Origin of the sequence: Chryseolinea soli (genome assembly GCF_003589925.1) — a bacterium.
Lineage (GTDB): Bacteria > Bacteroidota > Bacteroidia > Cytophagales > Cyclobacteriaceae > Chryseolinea > Chryseolinea soli.
Window position 1 is genome coordinate 1,569,651 of the sequence record NZ_CP032382.1, and the last position, 20,206, is coordinate 1,589,856.

The window sequence follows — 20,206 nt, forward strand, 5'->3', positions numbered from 1 at the left end:
ATTTTGGTCCGTCATAGGGTAAATTATGTTCAACCAAACCTTTTAACACAATGGAAAAGTACATGTTCATTTTTATTGGTGGCGATATTAGTCACCTGTCGCCCGAAGCGCAGCAAGCACATATGGGAAAGTGGTTCGAGTGGGTGAAGAAACTCCAGGACCAGAAGCGGTACGCGAGTGGTGAAGCGTTATTGCCGGAAGGAAAACTTATCACGGGACCAAAGAAGACCGTAACGGATGGGCCATTTGCCGAGAGTAAAGAAGTAGTAGGTGGCTACTTTGTGGTGCTGGCAAAAGACATGAAGGAAGCGGTGGAGATGGCGAAAGAGTGTCCGGACTATGTGTTGGGCGGCGTTGTGGAAGTGCGGCCGGTGATGAAGTTTGATATGTAGGCTGAAAGAAGAATTTTTCACCGCCTCACCTTTGCTAAAAGTTTCGGCGGGCAGGCAAAGAAATGCTGTGCCCGCTGAAGCTTTAGCAAAAGCGGCGGTTCAACCTTTGATTTCTGCGCGTTACCTTTATGAAATGCACCCCAACCCAGAACGACAGGTCCATGAACTGGTTGACCACCTTTTCCGCCACGAAGCGGGAAAGATGGCCTCGGTGCTAACGCGCCTGTTGGGATTTGGCGCCCTGGAATTGGCGGAAGACATTGTACAAGACACGCTGTTGAAGGCAATGTCGGTATGGAAGATCAAAGGCATTCCCGAAAATCCATCGGCATGGCTTTATACCGTTGCCAAGCGCAAGGCCATCGACACCCTGCGACAGCAACATTTACATAGTCAGCATCACTCCGAGATCAGCGATGCTTTAAAATCGGAGTGGACATTGGCGCCCACCGTCAACCAATTGTTCCTCGACAACGAGATCGAAGACAGTCAGCTGCGCATGATGTTTGCGTGTTGCCATCCCTCCATTCCCTACGAGGCGCAATTGGCCCTCACCTTGAAAACACTTTGCGGGTTGAGCATCGCCGAAATTGCCAACAGCTTTCTCACCAGCGAAGACACCATTTCCAAGCGACTCTATCGCGCACGGGAAAAGATCCGCGAAGAGAAGATCAGTTTGGAGGCTCCCATTCCTGCGAAGTTACCGGGACGGTTGAATGCGGTGCTACATTGCCTTTATCTTTTGTTTAATGAAGGCTATAACTCTTCGCATGCCGACCAACTCATCCGCCACGATCTTTGCTCGGAGGCGATGCGGCTTTGTTTGTTGTTGATCGGCAACCCGGTGACCAACGCGCCCGATGCCAATGCATTGCTGGCGCTCATGTGTTTCCAAGCATCGAGGGCTGAGGCACGGTTGGGCGACGATGGAAGCATTGTGCTCCTGAAAGATCAGGATCGCTCGCGCTGGAGTCAGCCGCTGATCGAGAAGGGGAAATACTTTCTCGAGCAGGCAGCCGCGGGCGATGAGATCACCGACTACCACATCGAGGCCGCCATCGCCGGGTGTCATGCACGGGCATCTTCTTTTGAAAAGACAAATTGGGGCGACATCGAGAATTTGTACACCATTTTATCGGACATGAAGAACAGTCCGGTGATTTCGTTGAACCGGGCCATTGCCATTCGCTATCATGTGTCGGCGGAAGCGGGGCTGAAGGCATTGCTGGCCATCGAAGGATTGCAACAACATTATCTGTACCACGCCGCCTTGGGTGATGTGTATGTCGATGTCGGTGATTTGGCTGCCGCAAGGGCCAGCTACGAGCGCGCCTTGTACCTCACCTCGTCTATCGCGGAAAAGAAATTGCTGCAGTTCAAGATGGATCGGCTCGCCTAATCTTTCAAGAGGCGGTCGATGGCGCGACGCACGGTGGCTTCGCGTTGTTGGAAATCGCCGCTCACGGTGATGTAGGGAATGTTGCGCTGTTCCAGGGCTTCTTTGAAAATGCTTGTCATCTCTTGTCGCTTGTGCCCCAGGTCGCGCAAGCCATCTTCGATCCAGGGCACGTCGATGTCCATGAGAAAATAGAGATCGTATTTTACGTTGGCCTCCAATGCATATAGCACTTCAGGCACTGCGTTTAGATAATATTTGGAGTAGATCTGTGTGGTGATCGCATCCGTGTCGCAGAACAAAAGCTTGTTGGCTGTTTTCAATTTTTCTTCTATGCGCTGTGCGTGGGCATTCCCGATCGTGATGATGTCTTCTACCGTAAAATCATTTGTGATCAACAGCTCGCGCGCCACTTCAGGGACAAATTCTGTATGATAGTGCTCCGCCATGCGAATGGCCAGCGTCGACTTGCCGGTGCTCTCCGCTCCGTAGAAACATATTTTTTTTACAAAATACGGACGGACCACCACCGGTATGCGATCCCAATATTGAAAAGGATGGTTTCGGATCTTCGTTGCCGACACGGGCACGATGGTGCGATCCGGATCAAACGCTATATGCTCCGCCTGCAGGTGGCGTGCAAAAGGTTCGCCATAAGGTTCGGAGCTGAATACCACAGCGATCGGCGGATAGGTGCGTTTCATCACGGGCGCCCACAGGGCCGTGCGCTCCTCCAACGCCAGCGACTCGTTGTCGAAGTCGTCTTTGATCTTGGCGATCTTGATCTTGGGATCGGTGAAAACGGATTTGATCCAGTCCAGGCGAAGATCGGGATCGATCGCATCGTGGTCTGTGTAGCTCATGGAAACGATCAGCTCATCACAACGCCCGGCGGCAAAGTTGATGAGCGCGATGTGCCCATGGTGCAGGGGCATAAATTTTCCGATGACCAGGCCGCGTTTCATCTAGGCTGCGCTTTGTTTCCACAACTTATATTCCCGTATCCAGTTCCACAAGCCGAAACTGGCCATGACGGTGAACACAGCGTACATCATGCTGTAGAACATGATGTCTTTTATAAAATATAAGTATGTGGCGAGTACGTCCACGATGATCCAGATGATCCAGCATTCCACTTTCTTCTGGATCATAAAAAAGGTGGTCACGATGCTCATGACGAGAATAAAAGAATCGGCATAGGGAAATGCGCTGGGCAACGCAAAGATCATAGGCACCCACTCATGAAGCCGGCTGGCCATGGCGCCTATTGCCACCGTGCCCGTTACACCGATCAGACACACGATGATGAATTGTTTTCTTTCCAGGAAGCTCACGCGCAACTCCAGCTTTTTGTCTTCTTCGCCCGGCTTGGGATTCGCCCATCGCCACCAGCCCAAAATGTTGGTCACAAAAAAGAAGATCTGCAGAAACATGTCGGGGTAAAGCTGGACCTGGAAGTATAGAAAAAACGAAAGGGTCACGTTGATAATGCCGGCCGGCCAGCTCAAGATATTAGCTTTCGCAGAGAGCCACACGGCCACGAGTCCTGAGATTACCCCGAAAAGTTCCAGGTAGCTTAGAGGATAGCCGAGGATCTCAAAAAAAATATTGTGGATATCGAAGAAGTGCATGGGGATCGGAAGTTAGGAGCCAGGAGCCAGAATCCAGGAGCCAGGAGTTGGGAGCCAATATTCAGAATTTAGAACTCAGCGTCCAAGGGTTATAGTTTGATGCAGATGTTTTTTACTTCAAGGAAAAATTTGAGGGCGTGCCAGCCTCCTTCGCGGCCCACGCCGGATTGTTTCATGCCACCGAAGGGGGTGCGGAGGTCGCGGAAGAGCCAGCAGTTCACCCAGAGGATGCCGCTCTTCACGGCAGCGGAGACGCGGTGGGCGCGTTTCAGATTTTCGGTCCACAAGGTCGCGGAAAGACCATAGGGTGTACTGTTGGCGAGGGCTATCGCTTCGGCTTCGGTGTCGAAGGGCATGATGGTGACGACGGGGCCGAAGATCTCCTCCTGGTTGGTGCGGCAGTGTTCGTTCAGACCCGTGATGATAGTGGGTTCGATGAAGTAGCCCTCGGCACAGCGACCGGTTGGTTTCACTTCGTTGCCACCGGTTAATATTTTTCCGCCCTCCTGTTTTGCCAGTTGAATGTAGGACATCACTTTTTGTTTGTGCGCCGCCGAGACCAATGCACCAAGATTGGTTTCGTTCAACAGGGGATCACCCAAGACCAGCGCCTTTGCTTTCTTCACGAAGGCATCGACAAATTTTTCATAGAGCGGGCGCTCCACGAAAATGCGCGAACCACAGAGACAGATCTCCCCCTGGTTGGCGAACGAGGACTGGATGGAGGTGGTGACGGCATTCTCAAAATCACAATCGGCAAAAATGATGTTTGGATTTTTTCCGCCAAGTTCCAGCGAAAGCTTTTTAAACATCGGTGCTGCCGTGGCCGCGATCTTCTTTCCGGTGACCGTGCCTCCGGTGAAAGAGATGGCTGCCACACCCGGATGCTCCGCGATGGCCTGGCCTGCTTTGGCGCCCAGGCCGTGCACAATGTTGAGAACTCCTTTTGGCAGACCGGCTTCCACACACAATTTCGAAAACAAAAATGCTGTCATCGGTGTGAGCTCTGAGGGCTTGCCTACTACAGTGCAGCCCGCGGCCAATGCGGGCGCGATCTTCCAGGTGAACAAATACAAGGGGAGATTCCAGGGCGAGATGCAACCTGCCACGCCAATCGGCGCATGCGTGGTATAATTGATCGCCTCTGTATCGGTGATGTGTGTTTCGGTCGATGTGTGCAAAATGGCAGTGGCAAAGAAACGGATGTTTGCTGAAGCGCGGGGAATGTCTAACCTGCGGGCCAGACTCACAGGCTTGCCGTTGTCGATGCTTTCGGCCAATGCGAGTTTGTCGAGGTCGCGGTCGATGAGGTCGGCCAGTTTTTGCAGGATGTTCGATCGCTCTTGCGCGGGGAGCGTTGACCAGGTGACAAATGCGCGTGTGGCGGCGTCAACGGCTTTGTTTACATCGCGCTCATCCGAGTCCGGGATGAGGCTGTAGACTTTCCCGATGGATGGATCATAGTTGTCGAGGTATTGGTCACTGCAGGGCGCCTCGAATGCGCCGTCGATATAGTTCAGGATCTTTTCCATAATTATAGGCTTCCGGTTCTGCCGCCGTCAACGGGTACGTTGATGCCATTGATGTAGCCTGCTGCGGGTGTGGCGAGGAAGGCGATGGCGTTGGCAATTTCATGCGGGTCGGAAATTCTCCCGGCAGGCACTTCGGCGGCCATCTCCTGTTTCACGGCTTCGTAGGTTTTCCCGGTTCTCTCTGCCTTGGTTCTTATGATCGATTCGAGACGCGACGTCATGGACGCGCCGGGGAGCACGTTGTTTACGGTGATGCCAAAGGGGGCCAGCTCCACCGACAACGTTTTAGACCAGTTGGCTACCGCACCGCGCACGGTGTTGGAAACGCCCAATCCACGGATCGGAATTTTTACAGAGGTAGAGATCACGTTGATGATCCTGCCATAGGATGCTTGTTTCATGCCGGGCACAACGATCTTCACCAAAATGTGATTGCAAAGCAAATGGCTTGAAAAAGCCTTCACAAAATCGTCGGGTTCGGCTTGCAACGCATCGCCTGCGGGGGGACCTCCGGTATTGTTCACCAGGATGTGGACCGTGTTTTTAACGCCATAGGCTTCCGCCTTTTTTTTCAGGTCGTCAGGGAAAGAAAAATCGGCAACGATATAGTCATGCTGTTGCCCCCTGCTGGCGGGGAGTTGACCCAATACTTCTTTTAATGTTTCTTCGTTGCGCGCCACCAGCGTGATGCTGGCCCCCAACAAGGCCAATTCGATGGCCGCTGCTTTTCCTATGCCCTGCGTACTGCCGCACACCATGGCCCGTTTGCCTTTTAGATCGAGATTCATTTCAAGTTGTCGAGTGGATGAAAATTCTTAGTAATTTTAATGAATAAAGGGCAGGTCTGAAAACTGTTTTTTTCATCGCCTTGTTTCTTAACTAAACAAACCCGAAGCTATGTCCGTTCGCAGACCGTTCAACCTCAAAGCATGGATCGACTCCAACCGCGACCTGCTGAAACCTCCTGTAGGAAACAAAAATCTCTATGCCGACGCCGGCGACTATATCGTGATGATCGTAGGCGGACCCAACGCCCGCAAAGATTTTCACTTTAACGAAACAGAGGAACTTTTCTACCAACTGGAAGGCGACATCAAAGTGACCATCCAGGAAGATGGCAAGGCCGTGGAGATCCCCATCAAAGAAGGCGAAATGTTCTTGCTGCCTTCGCGTGTACCCCATCAACCTGCGCGCCCTGCCGGCAGCATTGGGCTGGTCATTGAAGTGAAACGCGAAGACCCCAGTACGCTGGATGGCCTGCAATGGTATTGTGAAAACTGCAACAACCTGCTCCACGAATACCGCTTTCACCTCGACAACATCGAAAAAGATTTTCTTCCCCGCTTCCGCGAATTTTATGCCTCCAAGGATTTGCTCACTTGCAAACGCTGTGGCACGGTAATGGAAGCCGACCCCCGCTTCGTCTAATGACTTTCGAAAACACACATCATTTTGCCAAGGCTATGGATCGCCAGGACCCGCTGCGGTCGTTCCGGTCCAAGTTCCACATTCCCACGGTACATGGGAAGACCGCGCTGTATTTTACAGGCAATTCTTTGGGTCTTCAACCCAAGACCACGAAACGATTCCTACTGGAGGAGCTGGAAGACTGGGCCGCACTAGGAGTGGAAGGACATGTGCACGCGCGTCGTCCCTGGATGTATTATCATAAGCTCACCAAAAAAGCGCTCGCATCGGTAGTGGGCGCAAAGCCGTCGGAAGTGGTGGCCATGAATCAGCTCACGGTGAATCTGCACCTCATGCTGATCTCGTTCTACACGCCCACGCCCCAACGCTACAAGATCCTGACCGAGAGCGGCGCGTTTTCTTCCGACCAATACGCTTTCGAATCGCAGCTCAAATTTCACGGACTCGATCCGGATAAAGCACTGGTGGAATTGAAACCCCGCGAAGGCGAATACACCTTGCGCACCGACGACATCCTCGCGGCCATAGAAACACATCGCGACGAACTGGCGCTGGTCATCTTCGGTGGCGTGCAATATTATACGGGGCAATTTTTTGACATCCCGCGCATCACACAGGCAGGTAAGCGGGCCGGCGCTTGTGTGGGATTTGATCTGGCGCATGCTGTCGGCAACGTTCCGTTGTCGCTACACAAACACGATGTCGATTTTGCTGTGTGGTGCAGCTACAAATATTTGAACTCCGGTCCGGGTGCGATTGCGGGGGCATTCATACACGAGCGCCACTCAAAAAAATTCACCGGCCCGCGTCTTGCCGGGTGGTGGGGCCAGGTGGAGAAAGAACGGTTCCAGATGTTGAAGGGCTTTAAGCCGATGGAAGGCATCGATGGCTGGCAACTCTCCAATGTTCCCATTTTTCAAAGCGCAGCGCATCTGGCCGCATTGGAAATTTTCCAGGATGCCGGCATGAAAGCTGTGCGCGCAAAAAGCATTTTGCTGACCGGGTATCTGGAATTCCTGTTGAAGGAAATGGATGCCGGTGAAAAATATTTCACCCTCCTCACCCCTTCATCACCCGACGAACGCGGTGCACAACTTTCGTTGCTGATGAAGAAGGACGGCAAAAAAATATTCAAGGCCCTCACGAAAGCTGGTGCGATCGTAGACTGGCGCGAACCCGATGTGATCCGGCTCGCACCTGCACCGTTATACAACTCGTTTGAGGACGTGTTCCAATTAGGACTCCTGTTCAAGAAAGCACTGAAGTGAAAAAAAACCAACACATTGCCATCGCCGGTGCAGGCCTTGTGGGCTCGCTGCTGGCCATCTATCTCGCCAAGCGTGGCTATCGCGTGGAAGTTTTTGAACGCCGGCCCGACCTGCGGTCGCAGGTTTTGGATGGAGGGCGTTCCATCAATCTCGCGCTGAGCAACCGCGGCATTCGTGCGCTGGAAGAAGTAGGGCTGGCCGAGCAGCTTCGCGCCACGGCGATCCCCATGCACGGCCGCGCCATGCACAACCTGAAAGGCGAGATCACCAAACAGCCCTATGGCAAGGAAGGGCAATTCATCAACTCCATTTCACGCAGCGGGCTAAATGCGGTGTTGATGGATCGCGCCGAAGCCCTTGGCGTGCGCTTTCACTTTAACCAACGCGTCGCGCAAGTTAATCTCGATACAACCACGTTAACGCTGCAGCAGAACGGCACCGAAAAAACATTGACGTTCGACCGCATCATCGGCGCCGACGGCGCGTTCTCATCCATACGGCTCGCCATGCAGTTCACGGACCGCTTTGATCTCTCGCAAGACTACATCGAACACGGTTATAAAGAGCTGCACATTCCGGCCGGCGCTGGAGGCACTTTCCAACTGGAAAAAAATGCGCTGCACATTTGGCCGCGCGAAAGCTTTATGATGATCGCCCTGCCGAATCCGGACGGCAGCTTCACGTGCACCTTGTTCTTTCCTTTTGAAGGCGCCACATCGTTTGCCGCGCTGAAAACGGCGGACGAGATCAATACATTTTTTAAGACTACTTTTCCCGATGCCGTGGCGCTCATGCCCGATCTGCTGAGCGACTACCGGGAACACCCCACCGGATCGTTGGTCACCATAAAATGTTTTCCCTGGGTAAAAAACAAAACGCTGGTCATTGGCGACGCTGCCCATGCCATCGTTCCCTTCTATGGGCAAGGCATGAATGCCGGGTTTGAAGATTGCCACATCCTCAATCAACTGCTCGATCAATATCAGGACGATTGGGACCGCGCGTTACCGGCTTTTCAATCGCAACGAAAAAAAGATACCGACGCCATTGCCAAATTGGCGTTGGACAATTTTATCGAGATGCGCGATCTTGTGGCCGATGCCGATTTTCTTTTGCGGAAAAAGATCGAGGCCCGTCTGCACGAGCTCTATCCCACCCAATGGATCCCGCAATACTCCATGGTCACTTTTCATGAAAATATTCCCTACAGCCAGGCCTACGCCCTGGGGCAAAAACAAAAACGGATCATGGACGAGGTGATGCAGCGGCCCGATATTGCCACTACTTGGCAGACTTTAGATTTTGAACGGCTTGTTCGTCGAATTCAGGAAGCTTGATGTGGTATTTGTATTGCTCAAAACGGTCCAGCACATCTTTCACATAATTCACCGGTTCCTCACACTTGCAATAGCCGGCGTTGGCCACGGGGTCGCGGTAATATTTCGGTTCCGATTTCTTTAACAGGAAGTACTCCACGTTGTCGTCCCATTTGTTCGGATCCTTTTGGTATTTGCGACAAAGTTTACGCGCATCGATGATGTGGGCGAGACCGGCGTTGTAGGAAGCCAGCACAAATTTCAGACGCTCGTTGGGATCGGAAATGCTTTTCATCCAATACTTGTCGAGGTACTTTAGATAGTTCACGCCCGCATGAATATTCTGTTGGGGATCGTTCAGGTCCCGGGCGCCAAAACGTTTCGCGGTGGCGGGCATCAATTGCATGAGCCCCTTGGCACCGGCCCACGATTCGTTGTGCAACGTGAACTTCGATTCCTGATAGACTACGGATGCCAACAGGCGCCAGTCCCAACCTAAACTGGCAGCGCCCTCCTTGATCAACTCGTCGTAGGGAGAAAGTTTATTGCCTCCCAGCGAGGAGTAGTCGCTGTTCATGCGCACCAGGGAAGTGCGCGGGCTTTTGAAATAGCGGTTGTAGATCACCATGAAGGTCGATTCCCTTTTGATCTTCACCAACCATTCATCGATCACCTTCACCAACTCCGGCGAATTGAGGCGTACCGCCCATGCAATTTGCTGGGGCACGCTCAACACGGTGTTCACGTCGATGTTGGGATAGTATGCTGCGTTCACGCGGGCCATCGTGTGGTCGGCCAACGTGTAGTCGATCTCGCCCAAAGCCACCTTGCGAATGAGCGATTCACTTTCGGCAATCAGCGTATCTTCTTTAATAATGATGTCACCACCGAGTTCTTCCGACAAATTCTTCAACCGCATCTCATAGCTCGTGCCCTGAATGACGTGCACTTCTTTTCCGATGAGATCGGCGGGGTTGCGCAGCATGTTTTCTTCCAGTGCATCGGGTGTGAGTTTGCGCCAATTGCTGGGTTTGCGTTGCACGAGCACTTGATAGGTGTTGAAATGCGGACGCGTGAACGTTACAAGTTTGCGCCGGGCTTTGTTAATGGTGAGCGGAAAGGCAATGATGTCGCCTTCGCCTTCGTTCAGTTGCCGAATGGCCGGCTCCACACCGGATGTCACTTTTATTTTTAACGCAACGTCGAGATGTTTTGCCAAAAGTTGCAGCAATTCATACTCATAGCCCATCGGGTGACCTTTGTAAATAAAATAACTGATGGAATTGTTGTCGACCAGTGCGTTGAGGTAGCCTCTTTTTTTGATGGCTGCCAGGTCGATGTTGACTTGGGGCTTGGAGAAAAAATCAACTTTCTTTTCCTGGTGACAGGAGAAGCAAATCAGCACAAGCAACAAGATGACGCGGAAAATCCGATCGGGCCGACTCATAGAACCTCGAAGATACTGCTTTTTCCGACGGAATAAAAGGAGCTCCCCGAACACTGGTTAGTTGCGGTGCCGTGAGCACCGCAAAACCTTCTAAAATACGCTGGAAACCTCTATCGGGAAGTCGGTGATGAGAATGTCGATGTAATTTTTTTTTACGTAATCCCTGTAAAATTTCGCCGGATGCAGGGCGCCATTGTTCCTTGTGTATTCACTGACATCCATCATTAAAGGGATGTGCAGGTTGCGAAGCTTTGCCTTAAGCTCCAGCGTTGTGGTGCTGGTGACATAGGCCACAAGGTTTGCGGGAGGGATAGAAAGCGCAGCAATGGCTTCCCAATCTTTGTCATCTTTCACCAAACAAGAGATGCGAATGTCGTGCGAAGCATCGTATACTTTTTTTGTGTTGATGGGATTGAACGTGAGCACAACGCATTTGTTCAACAGCGATGCTTCTTTGACTTTGTTCACCGCCTCTGCCCAAACATCGGTCTTGATGTCCAGCATCATAATGATATCCGCTTGCCGGGCATAGCGCAACATGTCGTCGAATGTGAGCAGGTGTTGGTCGGTCACCTGGCCTTTTGCATCCTTCAAAAAAAGCGTGCTCAAATATTCATCGGTCAATTCTGCAATTTTGCCGGTGCCCGTCGTGGTGCGGTCTACCGTTTCATCATGCAGTATGTAAAGTTTGCCGCTGGCACTTTTGCGGAGGTCCAACTCCAGGATCACCGGTGTGATCTGGCTATGACTTTCCGTGTGCTTAAACAGGGGCAATGAATTTTCAGGGAAGGCGTCGTAAAATCCGCCGCGGTGGCCGCAGATCCAAAATCTTTTCGCATCGGTTCTCCATTGCGCCATGCCGGTGAGGCAAGTCAGTGTGAGCATGATGGTGCAAACAATTCTCATCCGTTGCAATTTTATAAATAAAAAAAGGAAGCACCCCGATGTGCGAGGTGCTTCCTTTCTTATAACGTTTTGATTAATTAAAGATATAGCGGATACCCACCTGAGCTTGCCACACGTTGTCCAGTGTCACGCTCTTGATGAAGGAATCTTTGATCAGGATCGGCTCTCCGTTAACCGTTTGTGTTCCCAATTTGTACACGGGAGTGCCATCCGGGTTGATGTGATCAACCGAAACAGGCGTTGCCGTTGTGGTGGCATAGCCCAATCCCCATTTGTTGTTCAACAAGTTGCCTACGTTAAGAATATCCAGACGCAGCTGAAGCGTATTTTTCTTTTCGGCGGCACCAACCTTGATGTAGAACTCCTGGACCACCGTGAAATCGAAGCGGGTCAACCAAGGATATACGGCAGCGTTTCTTTCTGCATATTGACCGCGACGGGTTTTGAGGTATTTGTTTCCATCGATATAAACGTCGTAAGCGGCTTGTTGATCAGCTTCGGTGAACGTCTTGGTGATCGAGTTGCCGCCCGCATCCTTGTAGGTTGTGGAGAAAGGTGCGAAGGAAAGATCCGTTCCCTTGTTGGCAACATAGAGCAGGTCGTTTGTGGTCTGACCATCGCCGTTGAGTTCGCTGCCGTAGGTATAAGAGATCTTACCTGGGTTACCGGTGGCCGAGTTTCCACCGCTATACGATACCATACCTAAAGAGAACATGGTCGAGCCACCGAACTTCTCGCCATAGTTGAGGCGATAGTTGGCAAAGCCCACGATGCGATGACGCAGGTCGTTGTTGGCATAGGCTGCACCAATATAGTTCTGACCACCCACAGACGGTGTGTTGGCTTCTACCGTGCTGCTTACCGACTGCATGTCTTTTGCTTGTCCATACGTGTAGGCCAGCATACCGCCAAATCCTTTTGTGGCCGGTTTTTCAAGTTTCGCCGTGACGGTGTAGGAGTATCCTATTTTGGTGTTCTTCAAAACGAATACGTTCGTCACTTGTGTATTGTAGAAACGTGCGGGGTTCACAGCACCACCCGACAATCCGGAGGCAGGGAAACGGCCGCGTGTATCGGGACCTGCAAAATTGCGATCCGGACCTTTCAAGTTGGCGTCGATGTAGCGCAGACCTTGGAGTTGTTTGTTATAGATGTATTCCAAGGTTCCGATCAGGCCCCAGGGCAGTTTCTGATCGACGGCTACGTTGGTCTTCCACACCATGGGGTACTTCAGATTCGGGTCGGTGGCGTTCACCACATACGGCGGCAGCGTGGTGATGTCGGTGCTGGTGGGAATGAATTGGCTGGGATCCAAGCGGAAAGGATATGCCGTGGTTCCTTGCACGTTGATCACGGCGGTGTTCACACCGTTGTTACCCAACTGGTTCGACACCAATACCTGGGGAATGCGCGATACGAAGATACCGGTACCACCACGGATCTGTGTGGTCTTCTCACCCGACACATCATAGTTGAAGCCGATGCGGGGCGACAACAGCAAGCGTGTTTTCGGGAATGCACCTGTGTTCACTTTGTAGTCGTTGCCGTCCTCGTCTTTAAAGGTAAGACCTGCTACTACGGGGTTATAAAAATCCGTTGCCGTGCCATTGTCATACTTGAACACATCGCCGCGGATACCGCCGGTGATCTTCAGGTTTTGCGTGGCTTGCCATTCGTCCTGCAGATAGAAAGAGTAAGTCGATACTTTCAGTGTCTGCAGCGGTTCGGCACCGCCGGGCAACAAAGAGTAACGCAGGTTGTAGCGGGCGACCGTAACGGGCGACACGGGATTTGTAGGGTCGGCCAGGAAAGCATTGGCTGCCGTTTTGAAGTCGGCGATGGAGTTGTAAACATAAACACCGTTGGATGACGGGAAGAATACGTTGTTGGACTTATAGAATTCGTAGGCAAGACCCAATGTCAAGGTGTGTTTTCCGGCGAAGTAGGTCAGGTTGTCCGTAATGTTCAGGGTAGAGTAGTTCAACTTGTTGTCAGGCGTGAAAGGATCGAAACCCACCGAGGTGTAGGTGCTTCCACCGGCTGCGTTCAAAATGTCGATGGTAGGGAACATCGAAGTTTTGTAGCGGCGGTCTTCAATTTGTTTGTTGAAGGTAGCCACCAGGTTGTTGGCAAACTTGCTGGCGAATGTAGAGTTCAACTCGGCTGCAAACGAGCGGGTGTTGTCCTTAATGATATAGCCTGTGTTCTCCGGTGAAACGGCGGTCGCCTGGTTGGTGCGGTTACCGTTACCGGCGGTGTTACTGCTGTTGCTGTTGCTGATGATCTGATCGGATTCCGAATCGTGGTGCGAGTAGCGGACGGCCAGCTTGTGATGATTGTTGATGTTGTAGTCCAACCGCAGGAGGCCTTTTGTACTCTTGATGTCGTTGTTGAAGTTGTCGACGGCACCCAGGTCGAAGCCGAACTTGTCTTGCATGAACTGCTTCAGGTCTAACATGTCGGACTCCGTTACACGCGACACGTTACCGGTTGCGCCGGATTTGGCCGTTACCCAATCCAACGCAGGTGTGCTGCTTTTGAATTGCTCCATGTTGGCAAAGAAGAACAGTTTGTTTTTGATGATCGGCCCGCCGATGCGGAAGCCCACAGTGCTTTCTTTCAGGCTCACAGGAGGAAGGTCTTTGCCGTCAGCTTTCTTGCCGGTCATGTCTTTCTTACTGTTGCGGAAGAGGTAGTAGACTGATCCGGTGATGTCGTTTGTACCGGAGCGCGTTACGGCGTTGATGCCTGCACCGGCAAAACCGGATTGACGCACGTCGAAAGGTGCAACGTTCAACTGCACTTCGTCAAGCGCGTCCAACGATACGGCCGTTGTTCCAGTGCGGCCGCCGGCTTGTGCCGAGTTGCCCAAACCAAAACCGTTGTTGAAAACCGATCCGTCAATAGTAAAGTTGTTGAAGCGGCTGTCCTGGCCGGCAAAAGAGCGGCCGTTACCATAAGCGTTGTATTTCACGATGTCGTTCACGTTACGACCGATGGTCGGCACGCTGTTCAAGTTCTCGCGGTTGAACGATGCAGCGGCACCGGTGCGGTCGGAGCTGAAGATGTCGTTGCGTCCAGCCGAAACCACCACTTCTTCGAGTTGGGTGCTTTCATCAACCAGCTTCACGTTCACATCGGCAGACGTACCCAGGTTGAGGTAAATGTCGTTGACGCTTTGTTCTTTGTAACCCACGAAGGTGAATTTCACGGTGTAAGGACCACCCACACGCATACCTGGTAGGGTATAGCGGCCATCCGCTAAAGTAGTTGTTCCATACGACGTTCCGGAAGGTGTGTGCACGGCGATCACCGTAGCGCCTGGCAGGGCTCCCCCGTTGCCATCGGTCACGATACCGGCAATAGAAGAGGTCGTCACCTGCGCCCATGCGCCCAGAGATCCGAGCAGCAAGGCCATTAACAGTAAAGATTTTCTCATACGTTTGATTAAGATTTAGAATTAGTTAGAGCGTGACAAAAGTACCCGAATGGTCACACTTAACCTTTAAAGCACTTTTAATTCTTTCCACAAAATGTTTACAATCATTTAACACTGGCTCATGTTCCACTCATAAAATTTAAGCTAATTATTTGATAAAGAATATTTTATTTGCCCACCGGATTCATTAAACCTAAACCTCATTATGCTGAAATCTTTCGTCCTAACGTTTTTTCTTACATCGATTGCGATAGTCACCTGGGGTCAACCCGACCTGTCTTACTACCTTCCCGAAGGGGTAACTTATGACCCGGCTATCCCCACCCCCAAGGCCATCATCGGGCATGAAGTGGGCGAATGGCACGTCACCCATGACCGGCTTGTCAATTATATGTATGCACTCGACAGAGCGTCGGACCGCGTGAGCCTGGAAGTGACGGGCTACACCTATGAAGGCCGACCCCTGCTGCTGCTCACCATCACCTCGCCAAAGAATCATGAAAAACTGGAGGCCATCCGAACCCAGCACCTCCAATTGACGGACCCTTCCAAGTCGGCCTCACTCGACACGAAGAGCATGCCCATTGTTTTTTATATCGGCTTTAGCATCCACGGCAACGAGGCCAGCGGTGTGAATGCCGGCCTGCTGGCGGCCTATCATTTTGCAGCCGCCCAAGGCAAGGAGATCGAAAGCTATCTCGACAACACCATCATCCTGTTCGACCCCAGCTACAACCCCGACGGCATGCAACGCTTTAGCAGTTGGGTGAACTCGCGCAAAAGCCAGGTTACCTCCACCGATCCTTCGGACACCGAACACAACGAGGCCTGGCCCGGCGGACGTTTCAACCACTATTGGTTCGACCTGAACCGCGACTGGCTCGTGGCCCAACATCCCGAATCACAAGCGCGCGTGAAAAGCTTCCAGCGATGGAAACCCAACGTGCTCACCGACCACCACGAGATGGGCACCAACGCCACGTTCTTTTTTCAACCCGGCGTTCCCTCCCGCGTGCATCCCCTGACCCCCGACAAGAATTTTGAGCTGACCAAACGCATGGGTGAGTTTCACGCCAAAGCATTGGACCAGATCGGCTCCTTCTATTATACACAGGAAGGCTACGATGACTTTTATTATGGCAAAGGCTCGACTTTCCCCGATGTGCAAGGCGCCATTGGCATCCTTTTCGAACAAGCCAGTTCGCGCGGCCATGCACAAGAGAGCATCAACGGTGTGCTCACCTTTCCCTTCACGGTGCGCAACCAGTTCACAACGGCGCTCAGCTCCCTGAAAGCCGTGAACGCCATGCGCGAAGACCTGCTCAACTATCAACGTCAGTTTTTTAAAGATGCTGTTGCCGACGCTGCCAAAGACCCGGTGAAAGCCTACTTGTTCGGCGCCCCCAAAGATCCCGTGCGTGCTTTCTACCTGGCGGAGATCATCGCCCGGCAAAATGTAGACATCTATAAAGCATCTGCCACACAGACGATCAATGGCAAAAATTATGAAGCGGCCTCCAGTTATGTGGTGCCATTGAACCAGTCGCAATACAAACTCATCAAGGGTATGTTTGAAAAACGGACGCAATTCAAAGACAGTTTGTTTTATGACATCTCCAGCTGGACGTTGCCCTTGGCGTTTGGGTTGGACTATGAAGAATTGAAAAGCGCGCCGGCATTGGGTGAAAAAGTAACGCAACCCAAGCTCCCCGCCGGAAAACGCATTGGCGGCAAAAGTGAATACGCCTATGTGTTTGAATCGAACGGTTACTACGCGCCACGCGCCATCTATCGCATCCTCAACCGCGGTCTGCGACTGAAGGTGGCCAGCAGCGCATTTTACCATAGCGATGGACGGAAGTTTGAAGCCGGCGCCTTGTTGCTGGAGGTCGGCAGCCAGGAGAAGAGCGCCGATCAGATCGAGTACATCGTTAATGAGATCGTAGAGAAAGATGGCATCGATGTGTATGCTTTCAATAGCGGGCTGGACTATCGCGGTGTGAGCTTAGGCAGCGGTTCGTTCCTCCCCATCAAGAAGCCCGTCATTGCCATGTTGGTAGGCGATGGCGTGAGCGCGACCGATGCCGGCGAGGTGTGGCATATGTTGGACACACGCTTCCAGATACCGGTAACACTCATTCCTGTGAATGTCTTTGACCGGGCGTCGCTGAGCAAATACAACACCATCATCCTGCCCCCGACCGTGTCGACACCCTCCATCAGCGAAGCCACGAAAGAGCGACTGAAGACCTGGACGCAAAACGGTGGTGTCATCATTGGCCTGGAAAACGCCGTGGGCTGGCTCACCAACATGGGCTTGGGCCGGTTCGATATGAAGAAGGAGGAAGAAAAGAAGGACGCCCCTGTCAAGGCCCGTCCCTATGGCGACATCGATGAATATACCGGTGCCCAGGAAACCAGTGGTGCCATCTTCGAGGCCACGGTGGATCTTACCCATCCCCTGCTGTATGGTTATACCAATCCGCGCATGGCCATTTTCAAATCCAACAATTTGTTTATGGAAAAAGCTAAGAACGCGTATGGCAATCCCGTTGTGTTTACCGCTTCGCCGTTGCTGAGCGGTTATATCTCGAAGCCGAATTATGCAAAGGTGAAAGAAAGTGCGATGGCCGGCGTTACCGCTATGGGGCAAGGACGTGTGATCGGGTTTACGGATAACTTGTGTTTTCGCGCCTTTTGGCTGGGGTCGAACAAGATGCTGATGAATGCCATTTATTATGGACCTTTGATTAGTAGTACGTCGTCGCGATAGGAGTGTAAATTTTTTACGGGATTCTATATTTCAACTCAGGCTATGAAAAGAATATTTTTTGTTTTATTTCTGATATCAGCTGTCATGGTTCAAGCGCAATCGTACAAAGTTATGACCTACAACATCCGGCTCGATACGCCGGTTGACAGTGTGAACCAATGGCCCAAGCGGACGGGCAAAGTATATGCGCTCATAAAAAAATACGACCCCGACCTGCTGGGCGTGCAAGAGGCTATACACCATCAACTCATGGGCATCGTCGATAATCTTACCGCGTATGCTTATGTCGGCGTAGGTCGCGACGACGGAAAAACGAAGGGCGAATATTCGGCCTTGCTCTACAAGAAAGATAAGTTCGATGTGATCGATCAGAACACGTTCTGGCTTTCCGAGACCCCCGACGTTCCGGGGAGCAAAAGTTGGGATGCGGCCATCACGCGTGTGGCCAGCTGGGCCATTCTTAAAGACAAAAAGACCAAAGCCGAGTTTCTGGTCATCAACACGCACTTCGACCACATGGGCAAAGAAGCGCGGAAGAACAGTGCCGCCTTGTTAAAACAAAAAGCCGTGACGCTCAACAAAAAGAAACTCCCCGTCATCATCACCGGCGACTTCAACTGCACCCGCGAAGAAGCACCCTACAGCGAAATGATGAACCCCAAAGGCCTCAGCGTCGTCGACGCCGCACCGAAAGAACCGCCGGGAACTTTCTGCGGCTTCAAAGTGGGGGCTATGACTTGCCGGCCTATCGACTATATCTTCTATACGCTGCCGTGGAAGGCCTCTGATTATACGGTGATCGAAGACAATGATGGAACCTATTATCCTTCGGATCACCTTCCGGTGATCGTGACGTTGAAGTTGAAGTGATATAAGACAAACCAAGGTGGGGCCTCCAGCATCTGAGATGAAGATCTTCTGAGGGAGGCCCCACCAAGTTTATTCGTTTGTAATGGTGATTATTTGTCTTTAAGCCGGTGTTCTCGGATATAGGAGTGGGCGGATATTCATATTCCAATATGGAATATTCATGAACTAACCTTCATTCAATTCAGCTTCGAAAAATACCTCCTCGCTTCCCGCATCACGGCGGGGGCCAAAATAAATGCAGAGATCATCGTGGGGATCGCCATCAGCGCAAACGCGATATCGATCAGGTTCAACACCACCTCCAGCGACACAACCGATCCGAGCACGATCGTAAAAATGTAGACGTAATCGTACCACTGGCTTTTGTTTTCACCCACCATGAAAGCCAGGGCTTTTCTTCCGTAGTAGCTGTACGCAAACATCGCGCTGATCGCAAACACGGAAGCGCAAATGAGCAACACCACATCGCCGCCAAAGGGCATCGCCTTTCGATATGCAATGGACGTCAGCGTGATGCCGCTGGCACCGGCGGTTTTCCAAACGCCCGTGGTGAGGATGGCCATGGCGGTGAGTGTACAGGAAATGATCGTGTCGATGACCGGGCTCAACATGGAAAGCAATCCTTCGCGAATCGGTTCCACGCTTTTGGAAGCACCCATGGCCATCGGGGCGGTGCCAATGCCGGCTTCGTTGCTGAACGTGGCGCGGCGCACGCCAAGCATGATCATGCCGCCCAGTGTGCCGCCCAGGAATGGGTCGCCGTGAAAATGTTCTGCTGCAAAGGCGTCGGTGAAGATCAATCCAAAATAGTAAGGCACTTCTTTCACGTTCACGCTGAGGATGATCACCACCGAAATAAAATGCAACCCGATCATCCAAGGCACGAGGTTGCCCGCCCACGTGCCGATGCGCTGGATGCCGCCGATGATGACTACGGCCACCAGCGCTGCCGCGGCAATGCCCAGGATCAACTTTTGCACGCTGATCGTGACCATACCCATCGACACAAAAGATTCCTCCAGGCCCACCAACGGCAAGCCAATATCCACCAACGCTTGCGTGAGTTGGTTGGCGGAGAAGATCGGCAAAGCGCCCATCATGCAGCACACGCAAAACAGAAAAGCCAGCGGCATATATTTTTTTGGCAGCGCCTCGCGGATAACATACATCGGGCCACCTTGCAATTCGCCGTTGGAATCCTTTCCGCGATAGAGACTCGCCAACGTGCTGGTGAAAAAATTTGTCGACATGCCCACGACCGACGTCACCCACATCCAAAACAACGCACCGGGTCCACCCAACGCGATGGCCGCTGCCACTCCGGACAAATTGCCCATGCCTACCGTTGATGCCAGCGCGGTGCACAAGGCTTTGTAGGCACTGATTTGTCCCGGCCCGCTTTCATTGCCATCTTTTCCGGCGAGCAACCTCAGGGCGTGAAGAAAATAGCCGTATTGAATAAAACGCGAGTAAAGCAAAAAGAACAATCCGCCGCCGATGATCAGGAAAAGCACGGGCCACCAGATGTAGCCTGCCGCGGTTGAAAGCATGATGTTGACGGGTTGCAAAAGTTTCAGATTTATTTTCTACGCTGAATGAATAAAACAAAATTCCGCTTATTCCCTAGGGTTTTGCCAAGAATAATAATTTTTTTTGAGAATGGGTTACTTGTATATTCCGTCTCTTATGAAGTACTTGAAAAATTAAATTTTCACCCTACCGGCATGTAAGCAACCACGTTTAGCCCAGATTCAAAAAAGGAGTCCACGTCTTTATTTTCAAACCAAACAAACCATTTAAACCATTTT

15 protein-coding genes are annotated in these 20,206 nt (G+C 51.9%); 7 read left to right on the forward strand and 8 right to left on the reverse strand.

Annotated features, from left to right (window positions below; genetic code table 11):
* Window positions 1-50: 50 nt before the first annotated feature.
* Both D4L85_RS06670 and D4L85_RS06675 read left to right on the forward strand, forming a co-directional pair.
* On the forward strand, window positions 51-392 hold the full coding sequence (locus tag D4L85_RS06670; protein WP_119753572.1) for a YciI family protein: 342 nt from the start codon (window positions 51-53) through the stop codon (window positions 390-392).
* A 133-nt stretch (window positions 393-525) separates the two neighbouring features.
* Entirely contained in the window at window positions 526-1,791 is a 1,266-nt protein-coding gene (locus tag D4L85_RS06675; RefSeq protein ID WP_119753573.1) for an RNA polymerase sigma factor, read from the forward strand.
* Here the strand turns inward: D4L85_RS06675 and D4L85_RS06680 are convergent.
* The 4 genes from D4L85_RS06680 to D4L85_RS06695 form a co-directional block, all read right to left on the reverse strand.
* Complete coding sequence (locus D4L85_RS06680; RefSeq protein WP_119753574.1) at window positions 1,788-2,753, reverse strand: AAA family ATPase; 966 nt, start codon at window positions 2,751-2,753, stop codon at window positions 1,788-1,790. The genes D4L85_RS06675 and D4L85_RS06680 overlap by 4 nt on opposite strands.
* Window positions 2,754-3,419 carry a nicotinamide riboside transporter PnuC gene (gene pnuC, locus D4L85_RS06685; RefSeq protein WP_119753575.1) on the reverse strand — a complete coding sequence of 222 codons (666 nt, stop codon included), beginning with the start codon at window positions 3,417-3,419 and terminating at the stop codon, window positions 2,754-2,756.
* Between the two features lie 89 nt (window positions 3,420-3,508).
* A complete protein-coding gene (locus tag D4L85_RS06690) occupies window positions 3,509-4,951 on the reverse strand; it encodes an aldehyde dehydrogenase (RefSeq protein ID WP_119753576.1) in 1,443 nt (480 codons plus the stop codon).
* Between the two features lie 2 nt (window positions 4,952-4,953).
* Window positions 4,954-5,739: an SDR family oxidoreductase gene (locus D4L85_RS06695; protein ID WP_119753577.1), complete on the reverse strand. Its 786-nt coding sequence runs from the start codon at window positions 5,737-5,739 to the stop codon at window positions 4,954-4,956.
* A gap of 109 nt (window positions 5,740-5,848) precedes the next feature.
* Between D4L85_RS06695 and D4L85_RS06700 the strand changes: the two genes are divergently transcribed.
* From D4L85_RS06700 to D4L85_RS06710, 3 genes are read left to right on the forward strand one after another with little or no spacing between them, the layout of a single operon-like run.
* Window positions 5,849-6,379 (forward strand): 3-hydroxyanthranilate 3,4-dioxygenase, encoded by a 531-nt coding sequence (locus tag D4L85_RS06700; RefSeq protein ID WP_119753578.1) that lies wholly within the window; start codon window positions 5,849-5,851, stop codon window positions 6,377-6,379.
* Window positions 6,379-7,647 carry a kynureninase gene (gene kynU, locus D4L85_RS06705; protein ID WP_119753579.1) on the forward strand — a complete coding sequence of 423 codons (1,269 nt, stop codon included), beginning with the start codon at window positions 6,379-6,381 and terminating at the stop codon, window positions 7,645-7,647. The genes D4L85_RS06700 and kynU overlap by 1 nt, the downstream gene beginning before the upstream one ends.
* The gene (locus D4L85_RS06710; protein WP_119753580.1) at window positions 7,644-8,984 is read left to right on the forward strand and encodes an FAD-dependent oxidoreductase; all 1,341 of its coding nucleotides are present in this window, start codon (window positions 7,644-7,646) and stop codon (window positions 8,982-8,984) included. The genes kynU and D4L85_RS06710 overlap by 4 nt, the downstream gene beginning before the upstream one ends.
* Here the strand turns inward: D4L85_RS06710 and D4L85_RS06715 are convergent.
* From D4L85_RS06715 to D4L85_RS06725, 3 genes are all read right to left on the reverse strand, one after another.
* On the reverse strand, window positions 8,929-10,410 hold the full coding sequence (locus D4L85_RS06715) for an MltF family protein (protein WP_119753581.1): 1,482 nt from the start codon (window positions 10,408-10,410) through the stop codon (window positions 8,929-8,931). The genes D4L85_RS06710 and D4L85_RS06715 overlap by 56 nt on opposite strands.
* Window positions 10,411-10,500: 90 nt before the next feature.
* Window positions 10,501-11,316 carry a glycerophosphodiester phosphodiesterase family protein gene (locus D4L85_RS06720; protein ID WP_119753582.1) on the reverse strand — a complete coding sequence of 272 codons (816 nt, stop codon included), beginning with the start codon at window positions 11,314-11,316 and terminating at the stop codon, window positions 10,501-10,503.
* A gap of 73 nt (window positions 11,317-11,389) precedes the next feature.
* Complete coding sequence (locus D4L85_RS06725; RefSeq protein WP_119753583.1) at window positions 11,390-14,755, reverse strand: TonB-dependent receptor; 3,366 nt, start codon at window positions 14,753-14,755, stop codon at window positions 11,390-11,392.
* A gap of 205 nt (window positions 14,756-14,960) precedes the next feature.
* Here D4L85_RS06725 and D4L85_RS06730 point away from each other — a divergent pair, with 205 nt between their 5' ends.
* Together D4L85_RS06730 and D4L85_RS06735 are read left to right on the forward strand one after the other, a co-directional pair.
* A complete protein-coding gene (locus tag D4L85_RS06730; protein WP_119753584.1) occupies window positions 14,961-17,528 on the forward strand; it encodes a M14 family metallopeptidase in 2,568 nt (855 codons plus the stop codon).
* A 111-nt stretch (window positions 17,529-17,639) separates the two neighbouring features.
* Complete coding sequence (locus D4L85_RS06735) at window positions 17,640-18,398, forward strand: endonuclease/exonuclease/phosphatase family protein (RefSeq protein WP_160143574.1); 759 nt, start codon at window positions 17,640-17,642, stop codon at window positions 18,396-18,398.
* Window positions 18,399-18,574: 176 nt separating this feature from the next.
* On the opposite strand, the gene D4L85_RS06740 is transcribed toward D4L85_RS06735, so the two are convergent.
* Window positions 18,575-19,948 (reverse strand): alanine/glycine:cation symporter family protein, encoded by a 1,374-nt coding sequence (locus D4L85_RS06740; RefSeq protein ID WP_119758678.1) that lies wholly within the window; start codon window positions 19,946-19,948, stop codon window positions 18,575-18,577.
* Window positions 19,949-20,206: the final 258 nt, after the last annotated feature.

Bases quoted from the DNA above. Each gene is read 5' to 3' on its own strand.
- D4L85_RS06670 (WP_119753572.1), top strand. From the start codon at position 51: ATGGAAAAGTACATGTTCATTTTTATTGGTGGCGATATTAGTCACCTG.
- D4L85_RS06675 (WP_119753573.1), top strand. From the start codon at position 526: ATGCACCCCAACCCAGAACGACAGGTCCATGAACTGGTTGACCACCTT.
- D4L85_RS06680 (WP_119753574.1), bottom strand. From the start codon at position 2,753: ATGAAACGCGGCCTGGTCATCGGAAAATTTATGCCCCTGCACCATGGG.
- pnuC (WP_119753575.1), bottom strand. From the start codon at position 3,419: ATGCACTTCTTCGATATCCACAATATTTTTTTTGAGATCCTCGGCTAT.
- D4L85_RS06690 (WP_119753576.1), bottom strand. From the start codon at position 4,951: ATGGAAAAGATCCTGAACTATATCGACGGCGCATTCGAGGCGCCCTGC.
- D4L85_RS06695 (WP_119753577.1), bottom strand. From the start codon at position 5,739: ATGAATCTCGATCTAAAAGGCAAACGGGCCATGGTGTGCGGCAGTACG.
- D4L85_RS06700 (WP_119753578.1), top strand. From the start codon at position 5,849: ATGTCCGTTCGCAGACCGTTCAACCTCAAAGCATGGATCGACTCCAAC.
- kynU (WP_119753579.1), top strand. From the start codon at position 6,379: ATGACTTTCGAAAACACACATCATTTTGCCAAGGCTATGGATCGCCAG.
- D4L85_RS06715 (WP_119753581.1), bottom strand. From the start codon at position 10,410: ATGAGTCGGCCCGATCGGATTTTCCGCGTCATCTTGTTGCTTGTGCTG.
- D4L85_RS06720 (WP_119753582.1), bottom strand. From the start codon at position 11,316: ATGAGAATTGTTTGCACCATCATGCTCACACTGACTTGCCTCACCGGC.
- D4L85_RS06725 (WP_119753583.1), bottom strand. From the start codon at position 14,755: ATGAGAAAATCTTTACTGTTAATGGCCTTGCTGCTCGGATCTCTGGGC.
- D4L85_RS06730 (WP_119753584.1), top strand. From the start codon at position 14,961: ATGCTGAAATCTTTCGTCCTAACGTTTTTTCTTACATCGATTGCGATA.
- D4L85_RS06735 (WP_160143574.1), top strand. From the start codon at position 17,640: ATGACCTACAACATCCGGCTCGATACGCCGGTTGACAGTGTGAACCAA.
- D4L85_RS06740 (WP_119758678.1), bottom strand. From the start codon at position 19,948: ATGCTTTCAACCGCGGCAGGCTACATCTGGTGGCCCGTGCTTTTCCTG.